Raw genomic sequence first — 25,776 nt, forward strand, 5'->3', positions numbered from 1 at the left:
GGGCGTACGCGCTCTCCTTCCAGGTCTATCTCGCCCTCCCCCTGGAGGTCCGCCGCGTCGCCGGGGACGGGCAGGGAGCCGCCGTGGGGGTGGGGCTGCTCTTCGCGGTCTCGGGGCTGGCCACCGTCCTGGGCCAGACGCGGCTGACCGCCTGGTGCCAGGAGCGGCTGGGCGGCGGCCGCTCCCTGGTGGCGGGGCTCGCCGTCCTGGGGGCCGCCTTTCTGCCCCTGCTGGCCGCCACCGCCGTGCCGGCGCCGGCGTCCGGTGGGGGCCGCTGGGCGCTGGCCACGGTCCCCGCCCTGCTGTCCGCCCTGCTGCTGGCCCTCGGCACCATGCTGGCCTACCCGTTCGAGATGGACACCATCGTCACCCTGTCCGGGAATCGCTACGTGGCCACGCACTACGGCCTGTACAACACCATTTGCGGCCTCGGCATCACCGTGGGGAACCTGCTCACCGGCGTCGCCCTGGACGCCGCCCGCTCGGCCGGCGCCCCGGCCCTGCCCTGGGTGGCCCTGACGGCGCTGGGCGCCGGCTGCGCGTGGGCCGTCCTGCGCCTGCACCGCACGAACCGGCTGACCGCCGCCCCCGCGCCCGCCGGCCGGCCCGCCCCGGCGACGTAGCACCGGCCGGCGCCCCAACCCGCCGCGCACCGGCGGGGAAGCGACCACGCGCGGAGCCTCCGGCGTTACGATCCGTTGCGGCAAAGGAGGTTCCGTGCGTGTAGCGCTGTTCGTCACCTGTGTGAACGACACGCTGTTCCCGGCCACCGGCCGGGCCACGGTCGCGCTGCTGGAGCGGCTCGGGGTCGAGATCGACTTCCCGATGTCCCAGACCTGCTGCGGCCAGATGCACCACAACACCGGCTACCGGCACCAGGCCGAGCCCCTGGTGCGCCGCTTCGCCGAGACCTTCCGGCCGTACGACGCGGTGGTCGTGCCGTCCGGGTCGTGCGCGGCGATGGTGCGCGACGTCCACCCGCGGATCGCCCGCCGTGCCGCGCAGGAGGGCCGGGGCGCGCTGGTCGGGCCGGTCGCGGCGATCACGCCGCTGGTGTACGAACTGTCGGAGTTCCTCATCGATGTGCTGGGCGTCGAGGACGTGGGCGCCTACTTCCCGCACACCGTGACCTATCACCCGAGCTGTCACTCCCTGCGCACCCTGGGCGTCGGGGACCGGCCGTTGCGGCTGCTGCGCGCGGTGGGCGGCCTGCGGTTGCGGGAGCTGCCGGCCGCCGAGGAGTGCTGCGGCTTCGGCGGCACCTTCGCGCTGAAGAACCCCGCGGTCTCGGCCGCCATGTGCGCCGACAAGGTGCGCCATGCCGCGTCGACCGGCGCGGAGGTGCTGTGCGCCGCGGACAACTCCTGTCTGATGCACATCGGGGGCGCCCTGTCACGACAGCGGAGCGGAGTACGGGTGATGCATCTGGCGGAGATCCTGGCCGGCACCGACGGGCCGGTGCCGGCGCGAACGGAAGGAGGGGCCGGGTGAACTCTCCCGTGCCGCTGGGCATGCCCGCCTTCCCGGTGGCCGCCGAATCCTCCACGCGGGACGCGCGGCTGCGGGGGAACCTGCGCCACGCGACGCGCACGATCCGCGCCAAGCGCGCCCAGGCGGTGGCCGAACTGCGGGACTGGGACCGGCTGCGGGCCGCCGGCGCGGCCATCAAGGACCACACCCTGCGCCATCTCGACCACTATCTGCTCCGGCTGGAGCGGGAGGTGACCGCCGCCGGCGGCACCGTCCACTGGGCCGCGGACGCCGAGGAGGCCAACCGGATCGTCACCGATCTGGTCCTCGCCACCGGGGAGCGCGAGGTGGTCAAGGTGAAGTCCATGGCCACCCAGGAGATCGGGCTCAACGAGGCCCTGGCGAGGGCCGGCGTCCGCGCCTACGAGACGGACCTCGCCGAGCTGATCGTGCAGCTCGGCGGGGACCGGCCGTCCCACATCCTGGTGCCCGCGATCCACCGCAACCGCTCGGAGATCCGGGAGATCTTCCGGCGTCGGATGGCCCACTGGGGCCGGCCCGCTCCCGAAGGGCTGACCGATCGGCCCGCCGACCTCGCCGAGGCGGCCCGGCTCCATCTGCGGGAGAAGTTCCTTCGCGCCAAGGTGGCCGTCTCGGGCGCGAACTTCATGGTGGCGGAGACCGGCACCCTGGTGGTCGTCGAGTCGGAGGGCAACGGCCGCATGTGCCTGACCCTGCCGGAGACGCTGATCTCGGTCGTCGGCATCGAGAAGACCGTCCCCACCTGGCGCGATCTGGAGGTCTTCCTCCAATTGCTGCCGCGCTCCTCCACCGCGGAACGGATGAACCCCTACACGTCCATGTGGACCGGCACCGCCGGCGGCGACGGGCCGCGCGCCTTCCATCTGGTGCTGCTCGACAACGGCCGCACCGACACGCTCGCCGATCCGATCGGCCGGCAGGCGCTGCGCTGCATCCGCTGCTCGGCGTGCCTGAACGTCTGTCCGGTCTACGAGCGGGCGGGCGGGCACGCGTACGGTTCGGCCTATCCCGGTCCCATCGGCGCCATCCTCACCCCGCAGCTGCGGGGCACGGCGAGCGCGCTGGACGCCTCCCTGCCGTACGCGTCCACGCTCTGCGGGGCCTGCTACGAGGTCTGCCCGGTGGCCATCGACATTCCCGAGGTGCTGGTGCGGCTGCGCGAGCGGGTGGTCGAGGGCGGCCCGGCGACCGTACGGGGCGAGCGGGTGGTGCTGCGCCCGGCGAAGGGGCACGCGGCCGAGCGGGCGGCGCTGCGGGCGGCCCGCTGGGCTTTGGAGCGGCCGAACGCGCTGCTGGCCGGCCAGCGGCTGGCGGGGCGCGTGCGCGGGGTGCGCCCGAGGCGGCTGCCCGGGCCCGGACGGGCCTGGACCGACACCCGCGACCTGCCGGAGCTGCCGGCCGAGTCGTTCCGGGACTGGTGGCAGCGCACCCGCGGCGCCGGCCGGGCCGAGGGAGCCCGGGAAACCCAGGGATTCCAGGGAGACACGCCGTGACCGGCACGGGCGGCCAGGGCGGCAGGGAGGTGGTGCTGGGCCGGATTCGACGGGCTCTCGCCGGCTCCCCCCGCGCCCGGCACCCGGCCGACGAGACGGTGGAGCGTGACTATCTGCGCGTCCACGGTGAGCGCGGCCCGGCGCGCTCCGCGGCCCTCCTCGCCGAGAACCTGGCGGACTACCGTGCCGTGGTGCACCGCTGCACCCTCCCCGAGCTGCCCAGCCATATCGCCCGGCTGCTGGCCGACCGGGGGTCCGGAAGCGTCGCGGTCCCGCCGGGGCTGGCCGAGGAGTGGCTCTCGGAGGTCAAGGGGGTGGCGCGGGTACCGGACCGGGCCGAGACCACGGCGCAGGACCTGGACCGCGTCGACAGCGTGATCACCGGGTGCGCCGTGGCGATCGCGGAGACGGGCACCGTGGTGCTGGACGGCTCCGCCGACCAGGGCCGCCGCCGGCTCACCCTCGTCCCCGACCACCACATCTGTGTGGTGCGGGTGCCCGGGCAGGTCGTGGACTCGGTGCCGCAGGCCCTCGAACGCCTGAACCCGCGCCGCCCGCTGACCTGGATCTCCGGGCCCTCCGCCACCAGCGACATCGAGTTGGACCGGGTGGAGGGGGTGCATGGACCGAGGTCCCTGGACGTGGTGCTGGTGACCGACTGACCGCGGGCCCTCATCGCGTCACCGGGGTATGGACACCGTCGCGTTCGGATGCGGCCGGGGCGTGGACGCCGCCGCACCGTCCTCGGCCGCGGTGCCCGCTTCGACGCCGCCCGCGCCGTCACCGGCCTCCGCGTCGGCCCGCCGCAGCAGCTCCGCATAGCGCCCGTCCAAGGCCAGCAGCCGCGCATGGGTGCCGCGCTCCACGATGCGCCCGCCCTCGAGCACCACGATCTCGTCAGCGTCCCGCACCGTGGAGAGGCGATGGGCGATCGTGATCGTCGTACGGCCCGCCGACAGGGCGTCCATGGCCTGCTGCACGGCCTGTTCGGTGCGCGTGTCCAGGGCGCTGGTCGCCTCGTCCAGGATGAGCACCGGTGGATCGCGCAGCACCGTACGGGCGATGGCCAGGCGTTGTTTCTCTCCTCCGGAGAAGCGGTAGCCGCGCTCGCCGACCACCGTGTCGTAGCCCTCCGGCAGCCCGGCGATGTGGTCGTGGATCTGCGCGGCCCTGGCGGCGGCCACGAGTTCCTCGTCCGTGGCGTCGGGCTTCGCGAAGCGGAGGTTGTCGGCGACCGAGGCGTGGAACAGATAGGTCTCCTGGGAGACGACTCCCACCGCGCGGGCGAGCGTGGCGAAGTCGAGGTCCCGGACGTCCACCCCGTCGAGGGTGACCCGGCCGCCGGTGACGTCGTAGAGCCTGGGCACCAGATAGCCGAGGGTGCTCTTGCCGGAGCCGGTCGGGCCGACGACGGCCAGGCTGCCGCCCGCCGGCACGGTGAGGTCGATGCCGCTGAGGACCGTCTCGGCGCCCTCCGCCCGGTCGTAGCTGAACTGGACGTTTTCGAAGCGAACTTCGCCCCGGACCGCCGGGAGGCGGACCGGCTTCTCCGGTTCGGTGATGTCCACCGGGAGGTCGAGGTACTCGAAGATCCGGTGGAAGAGCGCGAGCGACGTCTGCATCTGAACGCCGGTGGACAGCAGACTGACGGTGGGCCGGAAGAGCCCCTGCTGGAGGGAGACGAAGGCGACCAGGGTGCCCAGCGAGACGGTCGGCCCGCCGAACCGGAACGCCATGCCGGCGGCCCAGTAGAGCACGGCGGGCAGGGCGGCCATCACGATGCCGATGACCGCCATCCGCCAGCGCCCCGCCATGCTGGACCGCACTTCCAGATCCACGAGCTTCTCGGATTCCCGGGTGAAGTCCGAGGTGAGCGAGTCGGCCCGGCCCATGGTGCGGCCGAGGAGGATGCCGCTCACCGAGAGCGACTCGGTGACCATGGCGGCCATGGCGGCCATCTGTGCCTGGCGCTGGCTGGTGATCCGCTTGCGCTTGTTGCCGACCCTGCGGCTCACGGCGACGAACACCGGCAGCAGCACCAGCGAGACGACGGTCAGCCGCCAGTCGAGCACGAGCATCGCCAGCACGGTCGCCACCACGGCGGTGAGGTTGGAGACCAGCGAGGTGGCGGTGGAGGTGACCGTGGCCTGCATGCCGCCGATGTCATTGGCGATCCGGGACTGCACCTCGCCGGTACGCGTTCGGGTGAAGAACGCCAGGGGCATCCGCTGGAGCCGACCGTAGACGGCGGTGCGCAGGTCGTGCATGACGCGCTGCCCGACGGTGGTCGAGATCAGCGTCTGGAGCACATTGAAGATGCCGCTGACGACGGCCGCGGCGATCATGCCGAGCGTCAGCAGGCTCAGCAGGCCCGTGCGCCCCTGGGGAATCGCCGTGTCCAGCACTTCCCGGAGCAGGAACGGCGAGGCGACCGTGACCAGCGACGATGCCGCGACCAGCAGGCCGACCAGGGCGAGGCGCCCGCGATAGGGGCGGAAGAGCCGAAGGATGCGGCGCAGCTGGGCGGGCTGCTCCTTGTCCCTCGGTGGCGGTGTCCACTCGAAACCGTCGTCGCGCATGGACCTCCTCGGGCATCAGGGACTCGATGGCGCTGGGACCACGCCACACGAAGAGCATAGCTCACAGTTACCTACACTCACAATGACCGTGGTCCTGATAGCCTCTGGCCATGCCTTCCTCGGACCCCTCCGGCCAGCTCGCCGAGCAATTGCTGCGGCTCACCCGGCGGATGCACCGCGCCCAGAAGCGGCATCTGGAACCGCTCGGGCTGACCCCGGCGCAGTCCCGACTGCTGCGCACGGTCACGTACTTCCCCGAGCCGCCCCGCATGGCGGACCTCGCCCAGCGCCTGGAGGTGGTGCCCCGCGCGGTGACCACGCTGGTCGACGCGCTGGAGGCGCGCGGGTCCGTGCGGCGGGTCCCCGACCCCGCCAACCGCCGGGTCATCCGGATCGAGCTGACCGACGAGGGCAGGGCGACGCTGAACGCCCTGCGGCGGGCGCGCCGGGAGGCGGCCGAGGACATCCTCGCCCCGCTCTCGGCCGACCAGCGGGAGGTGCTGCGGGGGCTGCTCGCCGATCTCGTCGACGGGCCGGGGCGCGGGGACCTCCACCACCCCGGCCACCACGGCTGAAGGGACGAGTCCACTCCCGCCTCTTGCGCTCCCCGCGCGCCAACCCCCAAGGTCCTCTGCGAGGTTCCCGCACGCGCCGCTCGCCATCACCGTCCCCTGGAGGACCGATGCAGGAGTCAGCACCGCAGAACCAGCAGGAGCAGCAGGGCCGGCAGGACCAGGAGGGCCGACAGGACCAGAAGGCCCAAGAGGCCCGGCCGAGCCGGCAGGAACAGCCGGCGCGTCCGGCCGGGCCCGGGGTCAGCCGCCGCAGCGTGCTGCGGGGCGCGGGCGTCGCCGGTGCCGGACTCGGCATGGGGGTCGGGCTGGGCGGCGTCGGCGGCGCCACGGCCGCCGCGGCGCCCCTCCCCGCGGACGATGCCCCCAACTGGCCGGAGCGCCAGGGCAAGACCATGATCGGCGTGCCGTTCGAGCGGCGGGAGACCGTCAGGTTCGGCATGATCGGCCTCGGCAACCGCGGCCTCGCGATGATCGAGCTGCTGCTCGCCATCCCGGGCGTCCAGGTGACCGCGCTGTGCGACCCGGTCCGGGAGAAGGCCGAACAGGCCGCACGGAAGGTCACCGCCGCCGGCCGGCCGGCGCCCGCCCTCTACACCACGGGCGAGCAGGACTACGAGAAGATGTGCGAGCGCGCCGACGTGGACTTCGTCTATGTCGCCACGCCGTGGGAGTGGCACTACCCCATGGCGCGGGCCGCGATGCTGGCCGGCAAGCACGTCGGGGTCGAGTGCCCCCTCGCGATGGAACTCGGCCATCTCTGGGCCCTGGTGGACCTCTCCGAGCGCACCCGCCGGCACTGCCTCCAACTGGAGAACTGCTGTTACGGCAGGAACGAGATGCGCGTGCTGCGCATGGCCCACGCCGGGCTGTTCGGAGATCTGCTGCACGCGGCCGGCGCGTACATCCACGACCTACGTGGGCTGATGTTCGACCCGCAGTACTACGAGGGCCCGTGGCGGCGCCTGTGGCACACCCGGCTGAGAGGCGACCTCTACCCCAACCACGGCTTCGGGCCCACCGCCAACTACCTCGACGTCAACCGCGGCGACCGCGCCGTACGGATCACCACCTTCGGCTCCCCCGCCCTCGGCCTGGCCGCCTACCGCAAGGCCCATATGCCGCCCGGCCACCCGTCCTGGAAGGAGTCGTACATCGAGAGCGACATGTCGATCAGCCTCGTGCAGACGGCCAAGGGGCGGGTGATCCGGCTGGAGCACGCCGTGTCCAACCCGCACCCGTACAGCAGGCTGAACATCCTCGGCGGCACCAAGGGCGTCTTCGAGGACTATCCGCCGCGCGTCTATCTGGAGCCGGACATGTCCGACGACGAGTGGGGCGACTTCGCCCGCTACGCCGAGTGGGACCACTGGCTCTGGAAGGAGCACGCCAACCCGCCCGGCGGCCACGGCGGAATGGACTACATCATGCTCTACCGGCTGGTGCAGTGCCTGCGGCTCGGCCTGGTGCCGGACTTCGACGTGTACGACGCGGCGACCTGGAGCGCGCCCGTACCCCTGAGCCATGCCTCGATCAGGGCGAAGGGCGCGCCCCAGGCCATCCCGGACTTCACCCGGGGGCTGTGGCAGAAGCCGCGCCCGGGGGTGGACTCGCCGAAGCCGCCGCTCGGCTGAGGGCCGCGCGGGGCGGGCCGGCCAGGGCCCTCAGCAGCGCCGCAGATCGGTGACCAACGCCCCCTGGGCCGTGCCGAGCTCGCGGTCGTAGCAGCCCCGCGAGCCGTACTGGCGATAGCGCTGGGCCGAGGTGCCGACCGCGTGGCGCTCCTCGCGCGGGACCTTGGTGGTGTAGGTGGCGTCGCCCGCGTAGCGGTCCTCAAACTGTGTCCAGGAGACCGGCGCGGACGCCCGCATCACGGCCGTGTCGGCGCTGTCGCCGAGCCGCAGTACGGTGCGCAGCCGGTCGCCGGCGCCCAGGGTGGTCCGGCCGTCCATGGTGTACGTGCGGTGCGTCCGGGTCACCGTGGCGGGGCCGGGGCCGTCCACGGTGACCGTCTCCCGGTCGGTCCACCGCGCGTCCAGGGCGTCCAGGCTCTCGTCCTCGGTCCAGCGGTGGACCGAGGACGAGGCGACGGCGCGTTCCACGGAGGTCTCGACGCGGCCGTGCGAGGTGTTCACATGGCCGGCCGTCTCCAGGCGGTGGCCGCCCGTACTGTCGAGTCGGTGCTCGGCCCCGGGGACGTGCTGCGCGGAGTTCTCCGGGCGGCTCTCCTGGTGGCGCGTGAGCGCGCCCGTGACCTGCTCGCGCCCGGCGTCCTGCCAGACGAGGACGTTGACCGGGGTGCTCCACCCGCTCTGCCCCCGGGGCACGCCCCGTACGGAGACCTCGACGCGGTGTGGCCTGCCGTCGTTCAGCAGTCCCGCGAAGGGGGTGAGGTCGTACTCGATCGGCTTGATGTCGAAGGCCCGCGGCCCCGGTATCACGTACCAGAGGAAGGGGTTCGACCAGCCGCCGGTCCAGACCGTCGGGAAGGGCGCGGCGATGCCCGCGAGCCGGCCGTCCACCCGGATCTGCACCTCGCGGTACGGGCCGTCGGGCGCCGTGCAGGAGTACGGCGCGCCGTCGGGGACGGCCAGGTACCAGTACTCCTCGCAGCCGCCGCCCGACCCGGTGGCGTACACCTCGGCGACGATCCGTTCGCTGTTGCGCGGGGTGGTGAGGTCCCCGGTGTGGACGCCGCCCTCGTCCCGGGCGCCGTCCAGGGTGAGCACCCGGTCCGGGGTGACGGCGGGCGGATGGCCCTTGTCCGAGGCGTAGAACGTCAGGGTCACCGTCACCTCGATGACACCGGTGTGGGTCTCGTCCACGACGTTGCCGATGAGCATCTCGACCGGCCGGGGCGAGCGCAGGACGGGGGCGTACCGGGTGACGTCCTTCTCGACGGACCAGGTGATGCCCTCGGGCGACGGCTGGGGGGTGGAGGTCCGCAGCATCTCGACCCCGCCGATGCTGACGTGTCCGAGCCGGTCGTACTGGCGGCCGGCGACCGCGCCGTCGAGCCGCATCACCACCGTGTTCCAGCGGCTGCCACAGCCCTCGGGCGGGGTGTACGTGCCCCGGTACGGCGTGAAGTCGCGGAAGGCCGCGTGGGCCACCCGCACGGAGCACGAGGGCGTGGGAGGCGCCTTGACGGGTGGGGCGGCGGTGAGCGGATCGTGCCAGTCGCGGCCGAACTCGGCGGGCGGCTCGTCGGAGGAAGGCACGGCCGGTGCGGCGGGGGACGAGGGCGTCGCCGGGGCGGTTGCTGCCGGAGGCGTCGCCGGGGCGTTAGATGCCGAAGCCGGGGCGGGAGTTCTCGCGCCGGGGCCGGCCGCCGCCGGCGCGGCGGCACCGAGCGCCGAGCCCGCCACCACCACTCCGGCGACGAACATGGACATGATCTGTCGTCTCATGCTGCCGGAGTGAAGCGCGAGCCGGAGGCGCGCGCCAGAGCGCCTCGCGCCCCGACAGGGGGAACCGGTCACGAGCGGAAATTCGGTTGAACGCGGCGGCCCCGTACCGGGAACCTTGCTCGTCGTTCCCCCGTCATCTGTCATCTCCGTCATCGACGTCTGGGCTCCCATGCAGATTCGCGACCTCCCGTATGCCGATCCCGGCGTCCCCGACGCGGCATCCGGCCCCCGCTTTCTGCTCTGGCTCTGCCGACAGCAACTGGGCGGCCAGGTCAAGGCGGTGGCCTGGGGCACGCTGCACATGGCCGGGGTCGCGCTGCTGCCCGCCACCGTCGGCGTGGCGGTCCAGGCGGTGGTCGACGGCTCCGGCGCGCGCCTGGCCCTGGCCGGCGGCCTGATCGCGCTCATGTGTGCCGTGATCGCGCTGGGCGACACCATGCTCCACCGGGTGTCCGTCACCAACTGGATCACCGCGTCGGCCCGGGTGCAGCAGCTTCTGGTCCGCAAGACCACCGAGATGGGTGCCACCCTCACCCGCCGGGTGGCGGCGGGCGAGATCACCGCCGTCTCCACGGGTGACGTCGAGAAGATCGGGTGGTTCGTGGAGGCGCTCTCCCGCTTCACCGCCGCCGCGCTCGCCTCCGTCGCCGTCTGCGCGGCCCTGGTGGTCTACCAGCCGACCCTGGGGCTCGTGGTGGCCCTCGGGGTGCCGCTCCTGGCGCTGGCCGTCCTGCCGCTGCTGCCGCCCGCGACCCAACGGGCCGACGTGCAGCGCGAGAAGGCGGGGCGCGCCACCGAGCTCGCCTCGGACACCGTGGCCGGGCTGCGCGTGCTCCGGGGCATCGGCGGCGAGGAGCTGTTCCTCGCCCGCTATCGCCGCGCCTCCCAGGAGGTGCGGGTGGCCGCCGTGCGCAGCGCCCGGATGTGGGCCCTGATCAGCGCGGTGCAGGTGGTGCTGCCCGGGCTGCTGCTGATCGCGGTGGTCTGGTACGGCGCCCGGCTCGCCCTGGAGGGGCGGATCTCGGTGGGCGAACTGGTCACCGTGTACGGCTCGGTGACCTTCCTCCTCTTCCCGCTGCGGCACTTCGAGGAGATCGCCATGGCGTACTCCTTCTCGCGGCCGTCGGCGAAGCGGGCGGCCAGGGTGCTGGCGCTGCGCCGTACGGAGGCCGACGAGCATCGCGCGGAGCCCGCCCCCGGCGGCTTCCCCTCGGGCGATCTGTACGACCCGAGCGCCGGACTGCTCGCCCGCGCCGGGGAGTTCACCGTCGTGGTGTGCGGCGACCCGGACGTGGCCGGGCGGCTCGCCGAGCGGCTGGGCGGACACCCGCCGCGATCGGAGAACGGGGCCGGGGCCAGGCCCGAAGCCGGGGTCGGGGCCGGGGCCGGGGCCGCCGAGCCCTCCGTACTGCTGGGCGGCGCGGCCCTGGACGAGCTGTCCCTGGAGACGGCCCGCATGGCCGTCCTGGTCCAGGACAAGGACCCCGTACTGCTCTCCGGGACGCTCGCGGAGCTGCTCGACGTGCCCCGCTCGGGTGCGGTGACGCCCGAGGAGGCGCTGGCCGCGGCGCAGTGCGACGACGTGCTGGAGGCGCTGGCCCAGGCGTCCGCCGACGACTCGGGCGACCCGATGCGGACCCGGATCACCGAACGCGGCCGGTCCCTGTCCGGGGGACAGCGCCAGCGCCTGGCCCTGGCGCGCTCGCTGATCACCGACCCCGAGGTGCTGGTCCTGGACGAGCCCACCTCGGCCGTGGACGCGCACACCGAAGCCAGGATCGCCGACGGGCTGCGGCGACTGCGGGCCGGCCGCACGACGGTGGTCCTCTCCGCCAGCCCCCTGCTGCTGGACCGGGCGGAGCGGGTGGTGTTCGTCCGTGACGGGCAGGTCGCCGCCACCGGTGACCACCGCGTCCTGCTGCGCACCCGCCCCGACTACCGCGCCGTGGTGAGCCGCGAGCCGGACGCGGAGGCGGGTGCGGGGGCGGCGGACGCCGGGGCGCAGGGCGCCGAGGGGCCGGGCGCCGGTGCGCCGGAGCCGCACCAGAGGACCGCACCGGGCCCCGAGGCCGGTCCGGGCGCGCGCCCCCGGACCGGGGCTGCGGCGGACGACCACGAACTGACACGGATCGAGGAGTGAGCTCCCCCATGGCGGAGGCCCGAGGAATGATCGGCGTGGCGCCACCGGCCCACGACCCCGCCGCGCCGGAGTCGGCCACCACCTTGCCGGTGGCCGCTCCGGGAACGGTCCGCGCCTATGTGGGCGAGCTGCTGCGGCGCCACCGCGGCGCGTTCGCCCTGCTGGTCACCGTCAACACCGTCGCCGTGGTGGCGTCGATGGTCGGCCCGTACCTGCTGGGCGAGCTGGTCCAGAACGTGGCGGACGGGGCACGGGAGCTCCATCTGGAGCGCACGATCGCGCTGTTCGCCGGCGCGCTCGCGGTGCAGACCCTCTTCGTCCGGTCCGTGCGGCTGCGCGGCGCGGTGCTGGGCGAGCGCATGCTCGCCGACCTGCGCGAGGACTTCCTCGTGCGCTCGGTGAAGCTCCCGCCGAGCGTGTTGGAGCGGGCCGGCACGGGCGATCTGCTGTCCCGGATCACCACCGATGTGGACCGGCTCTCCGAGGCCATGCGCGAGGCGGTGCCGCAGTTGGCGATCGGCGTCGTATGGGCCGCTCTGCTGCTGGGCGCCCTCACGTTCACCGCACCGCCGCTGGCGCTCGCCGTACTGGTCGCGCTGCCGGTGCTGGTGATCGGCTGTCGCTGGTACTTCCGGCGGGCGCCCGCGGCCTACCGCTCGGAGGCGGCGGGCTACGCGGCGGTGGCGGCGGCGCTCACCGAGACGGTGGACGCGGGGCGCACCATCGAGGCGCACCGGCTCGGTCGGCGCCGGGTCGAGCTGACCGACCGGCGCGTGGCCGAGTGGACGGCGTGGGAACGCTACACGCTCTGGCTCCGCTCGGTGCTCTTCCCCGTGATCAACGTTTCCCATGTGCTGATCCTGGGCTCAGTACTGATGATCGGCGGCGTGTTCGTGCTGCGCGGCTGGATGTCGGTGAGCGAGCTGACGACGGGCGCGCTGCTCGCGCAGATGCTCGTGGAGCCGGTGGGTCTGATCCTGCGCTGGTACGACGAGCTCCAGGTGGCGCAGGTGTCCCTGGCCCGGCTGGTGGGCGTGCGGGAGATCGACGAGCAGTCGGCCGACGCGCGGATCGCCCCGGAGGGGCGGGAGATGCGGGCCGACCGGGTGCGGTTCGGCTATCGCGCGGGCAGCGATGTGCTGCACGAGGTGTCCCTGCGGGTCCGGCCCGGCACCCGGCTGGCGCTGGTCGGCCCCTCGGGGGCGGGCAAGTCCACGCTGGGCCGGCTGCTCGCCGGCGTCTACGCGCCCCGGACCGGCGAGGTGACGCTCGGCGGCGCCGAGCTGGCCCGGATGCCCGCCGAGCGGGTGCGCGAGCACGTCGCGCTGGTCAACCAGGAACACCATGTGTTCGTGGGCTCGCTGCGGGACAATCTGCTGCTCGCTCGCGCCGACGCGTCGGACGCCGAGCTGTGGGCGGCGCTCGGCGCGGTGGACGCCGACGGCTGGGCCCGTGCCCTCGCCGAGGAGCTCGACACCGAGGTCGGGTCGGGGGCCCTGGCGCTCTCCCCCGCTCAGGCCCAGCAGGTGGCGCTGGCCCGGCTGGTGCTCGCCGATCCGCACACGCTCGTGCTGGACGAGGCGACCTCGCTGCTCGACCCGAGGGCGGCCCGCCACCTGGAGCGCTCGCTCGGGCGGGTGCTGGAGGGCCGGACCGTCGTGGCCATCGCCCACCGGCTGCACACGGCTCATGACGCCGATGTGATCGCGGTGGTGGAGCGGGGCAGGATCAGCGAGCTGGGCAGCCATGACGAGCTGGTGGCGGCGGACGGCGCGTACGCGGCCCTGTGGCGGTCCTGGCACGGCTGACCCGGGGGTGACGCGCGCCGGGGTTGGCTCAGATGAGGCCGAGTGCCGTGAGCCCCCCGGCCCCGCCCAGCAGCATGAAGACGGGCATCAGCACCTTCAGCTCGACCCAGCTGCCGGCCCGGAAGCGCATGAACTGGGGCGGCCCCACCGGATACCACCGCTTCCGGCCTATGGGTATCGGCCAGAGGATCGGGCAGCCGGACACGGTCAGGGCGTCACCGATGTCATGCACCAGCGCGCCCAGCACGATGGGCAGGCCGAGCCACGCGTACTCCAGCCCGGGGTCGGTGAACAGCCAGTCCGAGCCGTTGCCGGGCGCGTGCAGCACGTCCGCCAGCAGCCAGGCGCCGGTCGCCCCGAGCAGCCAGACCAGGACGTCGCTGGAGACCCGGGCCGCCCGCCAGAGCAGCCCCTCGACGGCGAGCACCACATGGACGAAGAGGATGCCGAGGACGGCCCACCGCCCTCCGGTGACGGCGAGCACCGAGGTGCCCGCTCCCACCAGCACGGCCCATATCCAGGTGTGGGTCAGGGTGCGGTGGCCGCCCGAGCGGCGGGGGTCACCCTGCTTCCTGGTGGCCTTGTAGACGGCGTACGACAGCTTGTCGATCACCTCGCACAGCCCTCGGGAGACCGGTCCGAAGGCGCGCGATATCGTCGCCGACTTGTGGTCCAGGTCCGGTGCGAGGGCCGCGCCGGCGCAGATCAGCGCGCCGGCCAGGAGAACCGGCCAGGGCATCGGGTGCCCGGCCGCCGCTGTCGCCGCGCCCACCCCCAGCCAGGCCGCGGCCCCGGACAGCGAGTGTGCCGGTCCCATCATGGTCGTTCCCCACCCCTTAGCCCTTGGCACTGACGCCCCGTCGGCCACACAGCGTAGCGCCCGGTGATCTTCGAAGTTCCGGCCGGTTCCCTGATCCGGCCCGAAGCCAGGCAGTATGGAGGCGTGACCCTTATCGATCATCTGCCGAACGACGCCGATCCCGATGCCCTCTTCGAAGCGTTCTCGACGTGGGCCGAAGAGCGGGGCATCGCCCTCTACCCCGCCCAGGAGGAGGCGCTGATCGAGGTGGTCTCGGGGGCGAACGTCATCCTGTCCACCCCCACCGGCTCCGGAAAGAGCCTGGTCGCCGCGGGTGCGCACTTCGCCGCGCTCGCCCGCGACGAGGTGACCTTCTACACGGCGCCGATCAAGGCGCTGGTGTCGGAGAAGTTCTTCGACCTGTGCAAGCTCTTCGGCACCGAGAACGTGGGCATGCTCACCGGCGACGCGTCGGTCAACTCCGACGCGCCGATCATCTGCTGCACCGCCGAGGTGCTGGCCTCCATCGCGCTGCGCGACGGCAGGAACGCCGACATCGGCCAGGTCGTGATGGACGAGTTCCACTTCTACGCCGAGCCGGACCGGGGCTGGGCCTGGCAGATCCCGCTTCTGGAACTGCCGCAGGCACAGTTCGTGCTGATGTCGGCGACGCTCGGTGACGTCTCCCGGTTCGAGAAGGACCTGGAGCGCCGCACGGGCCGGCCGACGGCCGTGGTGCGCTCGGCGACCCGCCCGGTGCCGCTGTCGTACGAGTACGTCACCACCCCCCTCACCGAGACCCTGACCGAGCTGCTGGCCACCAAGCAGGCGCCGGTGTACATCGTGCACTTCACGCAGGCCGCGGCGGTGGAGCGGGCGCAGGCGCTGATGAGCATCAATATGTGCACGCGCGAGGAGAAGGACAGGATCGCCGAGCTGATCGGCAGTTTCCGCTTCACCACCAAGTTCGGCCGCAATCTCTCGCGCTATGTGCGCCATGGCATCGGTGTGCATCACGCGGGCATGCTGCCGAAGTACCGGAGGCTGGTGGAGCGGCTGGCCCAGGCGGGTCTGCTGAAGGTCATCTGCGGCACGGACACCCTGGGCGTCGGGGTCAATGTGCCGATTCGCACCGTTCTGTTCACCGCGCTGACCAAGTACGACGGCAGCCGGGTGCGCACCCTGCGGGCCCGGGAGTTCCACCAGATCGCCGGCCGGGCCGGCCGGGCCGGCTTCGACACAGCGGGCTACGTCGTGGCCCAGGCGCCCGAGCATGTGATCGAGAACGAGAAGGCACTGGCCAAGGCGGGTGACGACCCGAAGAAGCGCCGCAAGGTGGTGCGCAAGAAGGCCCCCGAGGGCTTCGTCGCCTGGAGCCAGAACACCTTCGAGAAGCTGATCGCCTCCGACCCCGAGCCGCTGACCTCCCGCTTCCGGGTCACCCACGCCATGCTGCTGTCCGTGATCGCCCGGCCGGGCAACGCGTTCGACGCCATGCGCCGGCTGCTGGAGGACAACCACGAGGACCGGCGCTCCCAGCTGCGGCACATCCGGCGCGCCATCGCGATCTACCGGTCGCTGCTGGACGGCGGCGTCGTGGAGCGGCTGCCGGAGCCCGACGCCGAGGGCCGCATCGTCCGGCTGACCGTGGATCTGCAGTCCGACTTCGCCCTCAACCAGCCGCTGTCGACCTTCGCGCTCGCCGCCTTCGAGCTGCTGGACCCCGAGTCGCCGTCGTACGCGCTCGACATGGTCTCGGTCGTGGAATCCACCCTGGACGACCCCCGGCAGATCCTGGGCGCGCAGGAGAACAAGGCGCGGGGCGAGGCCGTCCAGCAGATGAAGGCCGACGGCGTCGAGTACGAGGAGCGGATGGAGCGGCTCCAGGACATCAGCTACCCCAAGCCGCTGGAGGAGCTGCTCTTCCACGCCTACAACCTCTACCGCAAGAGCCACCCCTGGGTGGGTGACCACCCCCTCTCCCCCAAGTCGGTCATCCGCGACATGTACGAGCGCGCGATGTCCTTCAGCGAGTTCGTCTCCTTCTACGAGCTGGCGCGGACCGAGGGCATCGTGCTGCGCTATCTGGCGAACGCCTACAAGGCGCTGGAGCACACCGTGCCGGACGATCTGAAGTCCGACGACCTCCAGGACCTGATCGCCTGGCTGGGGGAGATGGTCCGCCAGGTCGACTCCAGCCTCCTCGACGAGTGGGAGCAGCTCGCCAACCCCGCCGAGGAGACCGCGGAGCAGGCGCAGGAGCGCGCCGACCAGGTCAAGCCGGTCACGGCCAACGCCCGGGCCTTCCGGGTGCTGGTCCGCAACGCGATGTTCCGCCGGGTGGAGCTCGCGGCCCTGGACAAGGTCGAGGAGCTGGGCGAGCTGGACGCCGAGTCCGGCTGGGACGCGGACGCCTGGGGCCGGGCCATGGACGGGTACTGGGACGAGTACGACGAGCTGGGCACCGGGCCGGACGCGCGCGGGCCCAAGCTGCTGCGGATCGAGGAGCAGCCCGAGCACGGCCTGTGGACGGTGCGGCAGACCTTCGCCGACCCCCGTGGCGATCACGACTGGGGCATCAGCGCGGAGGTGGACCTCGCGGCGTCGGACGAGGAGGGCCGCGCGGTGGTCCGCGTCACCGATGTGGGTCAGCTCTGACACGCCCGTCGCCGGGGCCGGCTCCGACACCGTGGTGATCGGGGTCGGCTCTGTCACACTCACTGCCGAGTCGATCGACGGCAGCAGGGAGCAGGAGCGATGACCAACCCCGCCGACCACCTCATCGATCTGCTGGACCTGGAGCAGATCGAGCTGAACATCTTCCGCGGCCGGAGCCCGGACGAGTCGTTGCAGCGCGTGTTCGGCGGGCAGGTGGCCGGCCAGGCGCTGGTGGCGGCCGGCCGGACCACGGACGGGCTGCGCCCCGTGCATTCGCTTCATGCCTATTTCCTCCGTCCGGGACGGCCCGGGGTGCCGATCGTCTACCAGGTGGAGCGGGTGCGGGACGGGCGCTCCTTCACCACGCGCCGGGTGGTCGCGGTGCAGCAGGGCCGAACGATCTTCAACTTGACGGCCTCCTTCCACCAGCCGGAGCCGGGCTTCGAACAGCAGCTGCCCATGCCCGTGGTGCCCGAGCCGGAGAAGCTGCCCAACCTCGCGGACGAGGTCCGCGAGCGCCTGGGGACGCTGCCCGAGGCCTGGGAGCGCATGGCCCGGCGCATGGCCTTCGACATCCGGTACGTGGACCGGCTGCGCTGGAGCCACGAGGAGCTCGTGGGGGTCGAGCCGCGCAGCGCCGTCTGGATGCGCGCGGTGGGCCCGCTGGGGGACGATCCGCTCGTCCACACCTGCGCGGTCGCCTACGCGAGCGACATGATGCTGCTCGACGCGGTGCGGGTGCCGATCGAGCCCCTGTGGGGCTCGCGCGGCTTCGACATCGCCTCCCTCGACCACGCCATGTGGTTCCACCGGCCGCTCCGGGCCGACGAGTGGTTTCTGTACGAGCAGGAGTCACCGGTCGCCACGGGCGGGCGGGGGCTGGCGCGCGGCCAGATCTTCGACCGCGAGGGCAGGCTGCTGGTCTCCGTGATGCAGGAGGGACTGTTCCGCCCCCGCGGCGCGGATCAGCCGGCCACGGGCTGAGCTCCGCGGCGCAGCCATCCCCGCAGCCGACGGCGCCGCCGGACTCCCGGCGGGACGGCGCCGGGAGAAGCCGTGCTCAGCGTGGCGGTGCTGGGAGAAGCCGTGCTCAGCGTGGCGGTGCTGGGAGAAGCCGTGCTCGGGGGAGCGGCACCGGGCGGGGCGAGGGCGGGAGAAGCGGCACCCGGCGGGGCGGTGCCCGGCGAGACGGCGCCCAGGCCCATGGCGTTCCGTGAGGCGGTGCCCGGGCGGGGCGCGGGGCGATCGGCGCGCGCCTCGTCAAGGGTGAGGACGAGGCTGATCCGGTGCCAGAGGATCTCATCGGGGTCGTCGGCCACGACAATCTTCTCCACCACCTCCCGCGTGGTGGTGAGCTCGTCCCGCACCGGCACCAGCGCGGGCCGGAGCTTGCGCAGATAGGCGCGCTCATAGGGGTCGTCGACGACTTCAGCCAGTTGATCGGGCCCGAGCACGGCGGCGGAGACCGCGGCCCGCTCCCAGGGGTCGTCCAGTTGCCTGACGAGCTGCCCGATGCGGCGGCTGCGCCAGTTGCGGGCCCGCCAGTCCTCCCCCGCGTCCAGCATCGCCCGCAGCCGCACCGGCGTGGGCCCGGTCAGCAGGGCCGGCTGGCGCTCGGCGAAGCGCAGCAGCTCGCCCGCGGAGTAGAGCCAGACGACCGCCCGATAGCGGTTCACATAGAACCTCACCGGGCTGAAGCAGCCCACGCGGGCGAGGCGGGTGAACCGGGAGGGGCTGATGCCCATCAACTCGGCCCCGCGGGTGGTGCTGACCACGCGCAGCCGCTCCCGCAGGGCGTCGGGGAAGCCTTCCGCGGCCTTCAGCCGCTCCACCTCGTCCCGTGTGACCCGCCGTCGGCCGACGCCCGCCCCGACGGTGCGCACCTCTTCCAACTGCACCGCGATGTCCAGTTCCCGCGGCGTGAGTCCGAGCTCCTCCGCGGCCCGCCTGAGCGCCAGCGTCTCCCCCGTCGCCTGCGCCGATGCGGTGTGTCCGACTGCCATGACGGCCTCCCCCTCTTCGGTTCCATCACTCTCGGTGACGACCGTAGGTCAGGAGGGCAAGATTCCGGTTGGCCTGTGGATAACTTCGGTGGAGGGGGTCGTTCCGAAGCCGCCGTCATCCGACACGGACGCGGGGGAACGGGCTCTCAGAGCCCGCCCATCGCCTCGCGGCGCTGCCGGGCCTCGACGCCGAGGTGTTCTCCGACCCGATTGACAAGAAGGGTCATTTCGTAGGCCACCTGCCCGATATCCGCTTCCGCGGCCGTGAGCACGGACAGACAACTGCCGTCGCCGGCGGCCGTGATGAAGAGGATGCCTTCGTCGAACTCGACCATGGTCTGGCGCACCCGGCCCACCCGGAAATGGTGTGCCGAACCCTTGGCAAGGCTGTGCAGCCCGGACGAGACCGCCGCGAGATGCTCGGCGTCCTCGCGGGTGAGCCCCTCGCTGGCCCCGGTCACCAGTCCGTCATTGGACAGCACCAGGGCGTGCCGTATGCAGGCGACGCGTTGAGTGAGGTCGTCCAGCAGCCAGTCCAGCCCCTTGCTGAGCGCCATGTCCTGCCTCCCCGTTTTCGGCAATTCCCCTCAACTGCCGTGCCAGCCTTCCCCACCCCGGCCAGCACGGCAACCCGGCCTGTCCACCGTGGCGTCGCGACAAGCCATTCGGTGTCCGCCCGCGCCGGGGCGGCGGGATGACACGGAAGGCGACCCGGAACGAATGGCGACCGTCATTTCCGAGGGGGCGCCTGCGCACCCGGCCCGGCCTACCGCCGGCCGGCGCAGGAGGGGGGAAACGTGCCGAGGGCCTCGACGCGATAGCCGTCGGGGTAGCCCTTGATCTCGCGGTTCTGCCGGACGTAGTGGGGCCCGCGGCGCGGCGGCAGAAGTCGTACACCCCGTGCCCGCAGCCGCAGCGCGCCGTTGACGGCCGCCGCGACGGCCGGCTTCGGGGCCTCCAAGCGGAACGCCCGCCGCAAGGGCCCGTCGAGCAGGGCCAGCGCGGCCGTTCTGGTGAAGGGGGCCAGCCAGGCCGGATACCAGGACGCCATCAGGTTCAGCGTCGCGTCCGCCACGCGGCGACCGCCCTCGTCCCAGCCGAAATGCTCGGCCTCGTACGCGTCCAGAAGGCGCTCGAACCCGGCGTAGTCCCGGGGAATGTCCTGGATTCCCATGTGCCGGCCGAGCGTGTGGTAGTAGAGCGCCATCGCCCGCGCCTCGTGGTCGGACAGCCGGCGCCAGCCATAGCGGTCGAGCCAGCGCTTGGGCACCACCACAAAGGTGCTCAGGACATAGCGCATGTCGTCCTGCGGGATGTCATAGCGGTGATGCATCTGGTTGATGCGCCGAATCGCCGTCCGGCCCGTCTCGCTGTCGAATCCGTGCTCCACCACCGTGTCGAGCAGGAGCGCGGTGTCGTCGTATCGCTTCTGCGTGCGCTCGGTGAATTCCCCTGTCCGCGCGAGCAGCCGGCCGATGCTCGGCACCGCATAGGTCCTGAAGAGCGCCAGCTCCAAGGCGCGGGTGACGTCCCAGGGAAATTCGATCGTGGTCGTGATGCGGAAGATGCGGAGGAAATCCCGCTCCGGGTCGAGCCGCTGGATCTCCCTGAGCCAGTCGAAACGCTTCATCCCGGGCGCCCCTCCCCTTGTCACCGACAATGCCCTTCGCGATCATCATGCACCCTCGCCGGGCGCGGGCCTCGCCGGGGACGGGCACGGCCGGCCGGTCAGCGGCCCAGCTCCTTCCGGCTCGTCCGGCGCAGCCTGCGCCGCTGCGACGGGTCCAGCAGCAGATACGCGCCGACCGGAACCCCTACGATGATCAAGGCCGCGAGCCAGAACGGCAGCAGCCACAGCAGCGCCACGCTCACCGCGACTCCGGCCACGGCGATCTTCGTCTTGTTCGACATGCTCGGGCTCTCCTTTCGCGGGCCGGCCGCTCTCATCATGGGGAACGCCGGCACGGTCCGGACAGTTCCCGGCGCGAGTCCCGCCGAATCCCACTCCCGTTCGGCCCGGCGGTGCTGTACCCTCGGCGACTCCGTCTCCGGTAGTCAAATTTGAGGAATGTGTCAGTACTGTGACACCGCTCCCTGTGGCCACGCTCTCCGACGTCTCCGAACTGTCCCGCTGCGCGGCGGTCTTCCTGCCCGCCGACCCCGCGCGCACGGGCCGGATCGCCTTCTGGCGGCCCGACCGGCCCTCCGACCGCCCCGTCACCTCCACGGGCTCCCCCGAGGAGCTCACCATGGCCGTGCCGGACGCCCTCGCCCCCGAGGGTACGCCCACGATCACCACCACCTCCGTACGGGCCGTCGTGCTGCCCGTACGGGAGGCCCTGCCGGTCCTCACGCGCGCCCGGGTCGCGGACCACGCCGACCCCGCCGCCGTCTTCTGGGGGTCGGTCGCGGTGTTCGCCCTCCAGCTCGCCGCGCGCGGCCGGCTGCTGCCCGGACTGAGCGCCCTGGACCACGACGCCTGGCGAGTCGGCCCCCTCGGCCCCGAGGACCGGATGCGCGTCGGCGCGCTGGCGGCCGCGATGCCGCCCACCGCGCACGCCGCCCCGCTGCCGGACACCGACCCCGTGGCGCTGCCCGAGCCCGAGGGGCTCGTACGGGCCTTCCTCGACGCGGTCGCCGACGGGCTGCCCCGCACCCCGGCGGCGGCGCTCGCGGCGGGCGGCCGCGCCTTCGCCGCCCCCGAGCCCCAGCACATCCCCGAACAGCGCGACTGGGCGGCGGACGTCGCCGCGGGACACGACGCGGGCGTGCGTGTCGCGCTCAGGATCGAGCTGCCCGGCCTGGTGGAGGCGAGCACCCGGGCGGGCACCGAGGCGCCGGACGGCGCGGACGTGGACGACCCGTACGCCCCGAAGGGCGTCGCCTTCCGCGCCGTCCTCCAGGTGGAGAGCCTCACCGACGCCACCGTGGTGGCCGATGCCACCGAGGTGTGGGCCGGGTCCGGCGGGGGCGCCCTCTTCGGTCCGCGAGCCCGGATGGACGCCCTGCTCGCGCTGCGCCGCGCCGCCCGCGCCTGGCCGCCCCTCGCTCCCCTGCTGTCGGCCGCCGTACCGGACGCCATCGACCTCGCGGACGAGGAGATCACAGAACTGCTGGGCGAGGCCGGGAGGGCGCTGGACGCCGCCGGCGTACGGGTGCACTGGCCGAAGGAGCTGGCCCGCGAGCTGACGGCGCGGGCGGTCGTGGGAGCCCGGGAGGCCGACGAGGGCCTGTCGCAGCGGATGACGTCCGACCTGCCGCCGTTCCTCTCCGCCGACACCCTGCTCGCCTTCCACTGGCGGTTCGCCCTGGGCGACCAGGAGCTGACCCGTGCCGAGCTGGACCGGCTCGCCGAGGCGGGCAGGCCGCTCGTACGCCTGCGGGACGGGTGGGTGCTCATCGACCCGGAGCGCGCCCGCGCGGCCCGGGCGCGCCGGGATCGCGAGATCAGTACGGTCGAGGCCCTCGGTGCGGCGATCACCGGCGTGGCGGAGGCCGACGGCGAGCGGGTCGAGGTGGAGGCCACCGGCTGGCTGGCCACACTGCGCGACGCCCTCACCGCCCCCGAGACCGGCGGCGCGGCCGACGGCCCGGCCCTGGCTCCGGTGGCCCAGCCGGCGGCGCTGGCGGCGACGCTGCGCGACTACCAGCTCCGGGGCCTGACCTGGCTGCACCGGATGACGTCGCTCGGCCTCGGCGGCTGTCTCGCCGACGACATGGGGCTCGGCAAGACCGTCACGGTCATCGCGCTCCATCTGCACCGCCGCGCCTTCCCGGAGGCGGCCGGGCCCACGCTCGTGGTCTGCCCCGCCTCGCTGATGGGCAACTGGCAGCGCGAGATCGAGAAGTTCGCCCCCGGCACGCCGGTGCGCCGCTACCACGGCACCGCCCGCAGCCTGGACGACCTGGCCGACGGTGAGTTCGTGCTCACCACCTACGGCACCATGCGGCTCGACGCGGGACACCTGGCGGAGGCCGGCCGGCACGGCTCGTGGGGCCTGGTCGTCGCCGACGAGGCCCAGCACGTCAAGAACCCGTACTCGGCGACCGCCAAGCAGCTGCGCACTCTCAGGGCGAAGGCCCGCGTCGCCCTGTCCGGCACACCGATCGAGAACAATCTGTCCGAACTGTGGGCCATTCTCGACTGGACGACCCCGGGGCTGCTCGGCAGCCTCAACGCCTTCCGGCGCCGCTACGCGCAAACCGTGGAGGGTGGCGGCGATCCGGCCGCGGCGGAGCGGCTGTCCCGCCTCGTGCGTCCGTTCCTGCTGCGCCGGCGCAAGTCCGACCCGGGGATCGCTCCGGAACTGCCGCCCAAGACCGAGACCGACCGTGCGGTGGCGCTCACCAAGGAGCAGGCAGGACTGTACGAGGCCGTGGTGCGGGAGGCGCTCGCCGAGATCGCCGGCTCCGACGGCTTCACCCGCCGGGGCTTGGTCGTCAAGCTGCTGACCTCCCTCAAGCAGATCTGCAACCACCCGGCCCAGTATCTGCACGAGGAGCGGCCCAAGGTGCCGGGACGCTCGGGCAAGCTGGAACTCCTCGACGAGTTGCTGGACACCATTCTCAGCGAGGGTGCGAGCGTCCTGGTCTTCACGCAGTACGTCGCGATGGCGCGCATCCTCGAACAGCATCTGTCGGCGCGAGGGGTCGCCACGATGCTGCTGCACGGCGGGACGCCCGTGGCGCGGCGCGAGGAGATGGTGCGCCGCTTCCAGGACGGCGAGGTGCCGGTCTTCCTGCTGTCGCTCAAGGCGGCGGGCACCGGCCTGAACCTGACCCGGGCCGAACACGTCGTGCACTACGACCGCTGGTGGAACCCGGCCGTCGAGGCCCAGGCGACGGACCGCGCGTACCGCATCGGCCAGGACCGCCCCGTACTGGTGCACCGGCTCATCGCCGAGGGCACCATCGAGGACCGGATCGCCCTGATGCTGGACCGCAAGAGGGAACTGGCCGACGCGGTCCTGGGCGGTGGCGAGGCGGCGTTGACAGAACTGACCGACGCCGAGCTGGCGGAGCTGGTCGAACTCCGGGGGAGCGAGCGATGACGGAACGACACAACGGGAGCGAACGGATCTTCGAGCCCCTGCCGCCCGCGCAGGGCAGGGGCTTCGCCGGGACCTGGTGGGGCCAGGCGTGGCTGAAGGCCCTGGAGGACACGGCCCTCGACAACGACCAGTTGCGCAAGGGCCGCAAGGACGCCCGCGCCGGCGCCGTGGGCGCCGTCTCCGTGCGGCCGGGCCGGATCACGGCCCTCGTCCGGGGCAGCGACGGCACGCCGTACCGCTCGGACGTCCTGGTGCGCGAGTTCGGTGACGACGAGTGGGACCGGCTGCTGAACGCGGTCGCCGACCGGGCCGGGCACATAGCCGCGCTGCTCGACCGGGACATGCCGCCCCATCTCGTGGAGGACGCGGCCGCGGTCGGCGTCGACCTCCTGCCGGGCATCGGCGATCTTGAACCGGAGTGCGACTGCGACGCGTGGGACCACTGCCGTCACACCGCGGCGCTCTGCTACCAGATGGGGCGCCTGCTCGATCAGGACCCGTTCGTCCTCCTGTTGACGCGGGGGCGGGGCGAGCGCGAGCTGCTGGCGGAGCTCCAGACGCGCAGCGTCGCCCGCGCCGCGCGGTCGTCCCGGCCGGAGGCTCCGGAGCCCGAACACGGGCCCGTGGGCGTCCCCGCGCACGAGGCGTACGCCGCCCTGACGGCCCTCCCGCCGCTTCCGGAGCCGCCGGCAGCCCTGGAGGGCCCGGGGCGCCCTCCGACCCTCCAGGGCGGCACGGAGCCCGCCCCCGGAGTCGACGCGGCCGCGCTGGAGTTCCTCGTCGCGAGCGCGGCCGCGCAGGCCTGGCGGCTGCTCGGCGAGGCGCTGTCCCCCTCGCACGCGGCCACGGCGCCGGGCCCCGAGCCGACGGTGTGGGAGGACGCCGTACGGCTCGCGGCGATGGGGCCGGACCAGCGGGTGTCCGACCGGCTGGCCGCGGGGTGCGACCGGGGGCGCGCCGATCTGACGGCCGCCGTACGGGCGTGGCGGCAGGGCGGCGCGGCCGCGTTGGCCGTACTGGAGGAGGAGTGGTCGCCGGAGCCCGAGGTTCTGGCGCACGCCCGGGAGCGGATCACCGCGACCTGGGACGAGGAGCGCGTGCCCCGGCTGCGTCTGACGCACAACCGGTGGACGGCCGTCGGTGCCGGTGTCCAGGTGCGGTACGGGCGGGACGGCCGCTGGTGGCCCTATCGCAAGGAGCGCGGGCGGTGGTGTCCCGCCGGACCGCCGGACCGCGATCCGGCCGCGGCTCTCGCGGGACTGCTCGAGGGCGCGGACGCGGACTGACGGTGACCTCGGGGCCGCGGGCGCGCCGCTGTTCAGTGAGCGGGCCGCGCGGCCTCCTGGGCGACGACCCCTTCCGCCGCGGCGCCGCTCGGGAGCGTGAACGGCAGACCTGACGGCAGCAGGGTGGCGAGCTCCGAGGGCAGCTCCGTGGGGAAGTCGGAAGGCAGTTCTGTCGGGAAGCCCGAGGGCAGCTCGGTCGGCAGTTCTGTCGGAAGGTCCGTCGGCAGTTCGGTGGGAAGCTCCGTCGGCAGCCGCGGAGACGGGCTCGGGCGGGGCGAGGACGGCGAGGGGGACGTGCCGTTCTCCCCCGGCTCGGCTCCGTCCCGCGCCGCGAACAGGATGACGCCGACCACGACCGCCACCACGATCACGACCGCGGCGACGACCAACAGCACCCGCTTCCCGTTCCCACCGGGCGGCGGTGGCGGCGGGCCGGGAGGCCACTCGGAGGGCGGCGGAGGAGGC

19 protein-coding genes and 1 pseudogene are annotated in these 25,776 nt (G+C 73.2%); 12 read left to right on the forward strand and 8 right to left on the reverse strand.

Features of this window, described 5'->3' with window-relative positions:
- The 4 genes and pseudogenes from ACSNOD_RS10120 to ACSNOD_RS10135 all read left to right on the forward strand — a co-directional run.
- Window positions 1-623, forward strand: a pseudogene (locus ACSNOD_RS10120) (MFS transporter); the annotation flags it as partial.
- 94 nt (window positions 624-717) lie between these two features.
- Window positions 718-1,491 (forward strand): (Fe-S)-binding protein, encoded by a 774-nt coding sequence (locus ACSNOD_RS10125; RefSeq protein WP_436766482.1) that lies wholly within the window; start codon window positions 718-720, stop codon window positions 1,489-1,491.
- Between the two features lie 20 nt (window positions 1,492-1,511).
- Complete coding sequence (locus tag ACSNOD_RS10130; protein ID WP_436766499.1) at window positions 1,512-3,005, forward strand: lactate utilization protein B; 1,494 nt, start codon at window positions 1,512-1,514, stop codon at window positions 3,003-3,005.
- On the forward strand, window positions 3,002-3,667 hold the full coding sequence (locus ACSNOD_RS10135; RefSeq protein WP_436766483.1) for a LutC/YkgG family protein: 666 nt from the start codon (window positions 3,002-3,004) through the stop codon (window positions 3,665-3,667). The genes ACSNOD_RS10130 and ACSNOD_RS10135 overlap by 4 nt, the downstream gene beginning before the upstream one ends.
- Before the next feature lie 18 nt (window positions 3,668-3,685).
- Here ACSNOD_RS10135 and ACSNOD_RS10140 read toward each other — a convergent pair whose 3' ends face one another.
- Window positions 3,686-5,584, reverse strand: coding sequence for an ABC transporter ATP-binding protein (locus tag ACSNOD_RS10140; RefSeq protein ID WP_436766484.1), 1,899 nt, complete (start codon window positions 5,582-5,584; stop codon window positions 3,686-3,688).
- 110 nt (window positions 5,585-5,694) lie between these two features.
- Here ACSNOD_RS10140 and ACSNOD_RS10145 point away from each other — a divergent pair, with 110 nt between their 5' ends.
- Window positions 5,695-6,159 carry a MarR family winged helix-turn-helix transcriptional regulator gene (locus tag ACSNOD_RS10145; protein WP_436766485.1) on the forward strand — a complete coding sequence of 155 codons (465 nt, stop codon included), beginning with the start codon at window positions 5,695-5,697 and terminating at the stop codon, window positions 6,157-6,159.
- Window positions 6,160-6,266: 107 nt separating this feature from the next.
- Entirely contained in the window at window positions 6,267-7,790 is a 1,524-nt protein-coding gene (locus ACSNOD_RS10150) for a Gfo/Idh/MocA family protein (RefSeq protein ID WP_436766486.1), read from the forward strand.
- A gap of 30 nt (window positions 7,791-7,820) precedes the next feature.
- On the opposite strand, the gene ACSNOD_RS10155 is transcribed toward ACSNOD_RS10150, so the two are convergent.
- Complete coding sequence (locus ACSNOD_RS10155; RefSeq protein ID WP_436766487.1) at window positions 7,821-9,566, reverse strand: peptide-N4-asparagine amidase; 1,746 nt, start codon at window positions 9,564-9,566, stop codon at window positions 7,821-7,823.
- 169 nt (window positions 9,567-9,735) lie between these two features.
- Between ACSNOD_RS10155 and ACSNOD_RS10160 the strand changes: the two genes are divergently transcribed.
- Both ACSNOD_RS10160 and ACSNOD_RS10165 read left to right on the forward strand, forming a co-directional pair.
- On the forward strand, window positions 9,736-11,706 hold the full coding sequence (locus ACSNOD_RS10160; RefSeq protein WP_436766488.1) for an ABC transporter transmembrane domain-containing protein: 1,971 nt from the start codon (window positions 9,736-9,738) through the stop codon (window positions 11,704-11,706).
- Between the two features lie 26 nt (window positions 11,707-11,732).
- Window positions 11,733-13,514 (forward strand): ABC transporter ATP-binding protein, encoded by a 1,782-nt coding sequence (locus ACSNOD_RS10165; protein WP_436766500.1) that lies wholly within the window; start codon window positions 11,733-11,735, stop codon window positions 13,512-13,514.
- Between the two features lie 28 nt (window positions 13,515-13,542).
- On the opposite strand, the gene ACSNOD_RS10170 is transcribed toward ACSNOD_RS10165, so the two are convergent.
- On the reverse strand, window positions 13,543-14,334 hold the full coding sequence (locus ACSNOD_RS10170; RefSeq protein ID WP_436766489.1) for a metal-dependent hydrolase: 792 nt from the start codon (window positions 14,332-14,334) through the stop codon (window positions 13,543-13,545).
- 123 nt (window positions 14,335-14,457) lie between these two features.
- Between ACSNOD_RS10170 and ACSNOD_RS10175 the strand changes: the two genes are divergently transcribed.
- Both ACSNOD_RS10175 and ACSNOD_RS10180 read left to right on the forward strand, forming a co-directional pair.
- The gene (locus ACSNOD_RS10175) at window positions 14,458-16,971 is read left to right on the forward strand and encodes a DEAD/DEAH box helicase (RefSeq protein WP_436766490.1); all 2,514 of its coding nucleotides are present in this window, start codon (window positions 14,458-14,460) and stop codon (window positions 16,969-16,971) included.
- A 99-nt stretch (window positions 16,972-17,070) separates the two neighbouring features.
- On the forward strand, window positions 17,071-17,955 hold the full coding sequence (locus ACSNOD_RS10180; protein ID WP_436766491.1) for an acyl-CoA thioesterase: 885 nt from the start codon (window positions 17,071-17,073) through the stop codon (window positions 17,953-17,955).
- Here ACSNOD_RS10180 and ACSNOD_RS10185 read toward each other — a convergent pair.
- The 4 genes from ACSNOD_RS10185 to ACSNOD_RS10200 all read right to left on the reverse strand — a co-directional run bounded on the left by ACSNOD_RS10185 (window position 17,937) and on the right by ACSNOD_RS10200 (window position 20,885).
- Window positions 17,937-18,974 carry a DUF6397 family protein gene (locus ACSNOD_RS10185; protein WP_436766492.1) on the reverse strand — a complete coding sequence of 346 codons (1,038 nt, stop codon included), beginning with the start codon at window positions 18,972-18,974 and terminating at the stop codon, window positions 17,937-17,939. The genes ACSNOD_RS10180 and ACSNOD_RS10185 overlap by 19 nt on opposite strands.
- 146 nt (window positions 18,975-19,120) lie before the next feature.
- On the reverse strand, window positions 19,121-19,531 hold the full coding sequence (locus ACSNOD_RS10190) for a roadblock/LC7 domain-containing protein (RefSeq protein WP_436766493.1): 411 nt from the start codon (window positions 19,529-19,531) through the stop codon (window positions 19,121-19,123).
- A gap of 209 nt (window positions 19,532-19,740) precedes the next feature.
- On the reverse strand, window positions 19,741-20,604 hold the full coding sequence (locus tag ACSNOD_RS10195) for an oxygenase MpaB family protein (RefSeq protein ID WP_436766494.1): 864 nt from the start codon (window positions 20,602-20,604) through the stop codon (window positions 19,741-19,743).
- 98 nt (window positions 20,605-20,702) lie between these two features.
- Window positions 20,703-20,885 carry a hypothetical protein gene (locus ACSNOD_RS10200; RefSeq protein WP_436766495.1) on the reverse strand — a complete coding sequence of 61 codons (183 nt, stop codon included), beginning with the start codon at window positions 20,883-20,885 and terminating at the stop codon, window positions 20,703-20,705.
- A gap of 170 nt (window positions 20,886-21,055) precedes the next feature.
- Between ACSNOD_RS10200 and ACSNOD_RS10205 the strand changes: the two genes are divergently transcribed.
- Window positions 21,056-24,025: a DEAD/DEAH box helicase gene (locus ACSNOD_RS10205; protein WP_436766496.1), complete on the forward strand. Its 2,970-nt coding sequence runs from the start codon at window positions 21,056-21,058 to the stop codon at window positions 24,023-24,025.
- Window positions 24,022-25,311 carry an SWF or SNF family helicase gene (locus tag ACSNOD_RS10210; RefSeq protein ID WP_436766497.1) on the forward strand — a complete coding sequence of 430 codons (1,290 nt, stop codon included), beginning with the start codon at window positions 24,022-24,024 and terminating at the stop codon, window positions 25,309-25,311. The genes ACSNOD_RS10205 and ACSNOD_RS10210 overlap by 4 nt, the downstream gene beginning before the upstream one ends.
- Before the next feature lie 32 nt (window positions 25,312-25,343).
- Here ACSNOD_RS10210 and ACSNOD_RS10215 read toward each other — a convergent pair.
- On the reverse strand, window positions 25,344-25,776 hold a 433-nt coding region (locus ACSNOD_RS10215), incomplete at its 5' end, for a hypothetical protein (protein ID WP_436766498.1).

Source organism: Streptomyces sp. URMC 123 (genome assembly GCF_051386515.1).
In the GTDB taxonomy this organism is placed as follows: domain Bacteria; phylum Actinomycetota; class Actinomycetes; order Streptomycetales; family Streptomycetaceae; genus Streptomyces.

Bases quoted from the DNA above. Each gene is read 5' to 3' on its own strand.
- ACSNOD_RS10130 (WP_436766499.1), top strand. From the start codon at position 1,512: ATGCCCGCCTTCCCGGTGGCCGCCGAATCCTCCACGCGGGACGCGCGG.
- ACSNOD_RS10140 (WP_436766484.1), bottom strand. From the start codon at position 5,584: ATGCGCGACGACGGTTTCGAGTGGACACCGCCACCGAGGGACAAGGAG.
- ACSNOD_RS10145 (WP_436766485.1), top strand. From the start codon at position 5,695: ATGCCTTCCTCGGACCCCTCCGGCCAGCTCGCCGAGCAATTGCTGCGG.
- ACSNOD_RS10150 (WP_436766486.1), top strand. From the start codon at position 6,267: ATGCAGGAGTCAGCACCGCAGAACCAGCAGGAGCAGCAGGGCCGGCAG.
- ACSNOD_RS10155 (WP_436766487.1), bottom strand. From the start codon at position 9,566: ATGAGACGACAGATCATGTCCATGTTCGTCGCCGGAGTGGTGGTGGCG.
- ACSNOD_RS10160 (WP_436766488.1), top strand. From the start codon at position 9,736: ATGCAGATTCGCGACCTCCCGTATGCCGATCCCGGCGTCCCCGACGCG.
- ACSNOD_RS10165 (WP_436766500.1), top strand. From the start codon at position 11,733: ATGATCGGCGTGGCGCCACCGGCCCACGACCCCGCCGCGCCGGAGTCG.
- ACSNOD_RS10170 (WP_436766489.1), bottom strand. From the start codon at position 14,334: ATGATGGGACCGGCACACTCGCTGTCCGGGGCCGCGGCCTGGCTGGGG.
- ACSNOD_RS10180 (WP_436766491.1), top strand. From the start codon at position 17,071: ATGACCAACCCCGCCGACCACCTCATCGATCTGCTGGACCTGGAGCAG.
- ACSNOD_RS10185 (WP_436766492.1), bottom strand. From the start codon at position 18,974: ATGGCAGTCGGACACACCGCATCGGCGCAGGCGACGGGGGAGACGCTG.
- ACSNOD_RS10190 (WP_436766493.1), bottom strand. From the start codon at position 19,531: ATGGCGCTCAGCAAGGGGCTGGACTGGCTGCTGGACGACCTCACTCAA.
- ACSNOD_RS10195 (WP_436766494.1), bottom strand. From the start codon at position 20,604: ATGAAGCGTTTCGACTGGCTCAGGGAGATCCAGCGGCTCGACCCGGAG.
- ACSNOD_RS10200 (WP_436766495.1), bottom strand. From the start codon at position 20,885: ATGTCGAACAAGACGAAGATCGCCGTGGCCGGAGTCGCGGTGAGCGTG.
- ACSNOD_RS10210 (WP_436766497.1), top strand. From the start codon at position 24,022: ATGACGGAACGACACAACGGGAGCGAACGGATCTTCGAGCCCCTGCCG.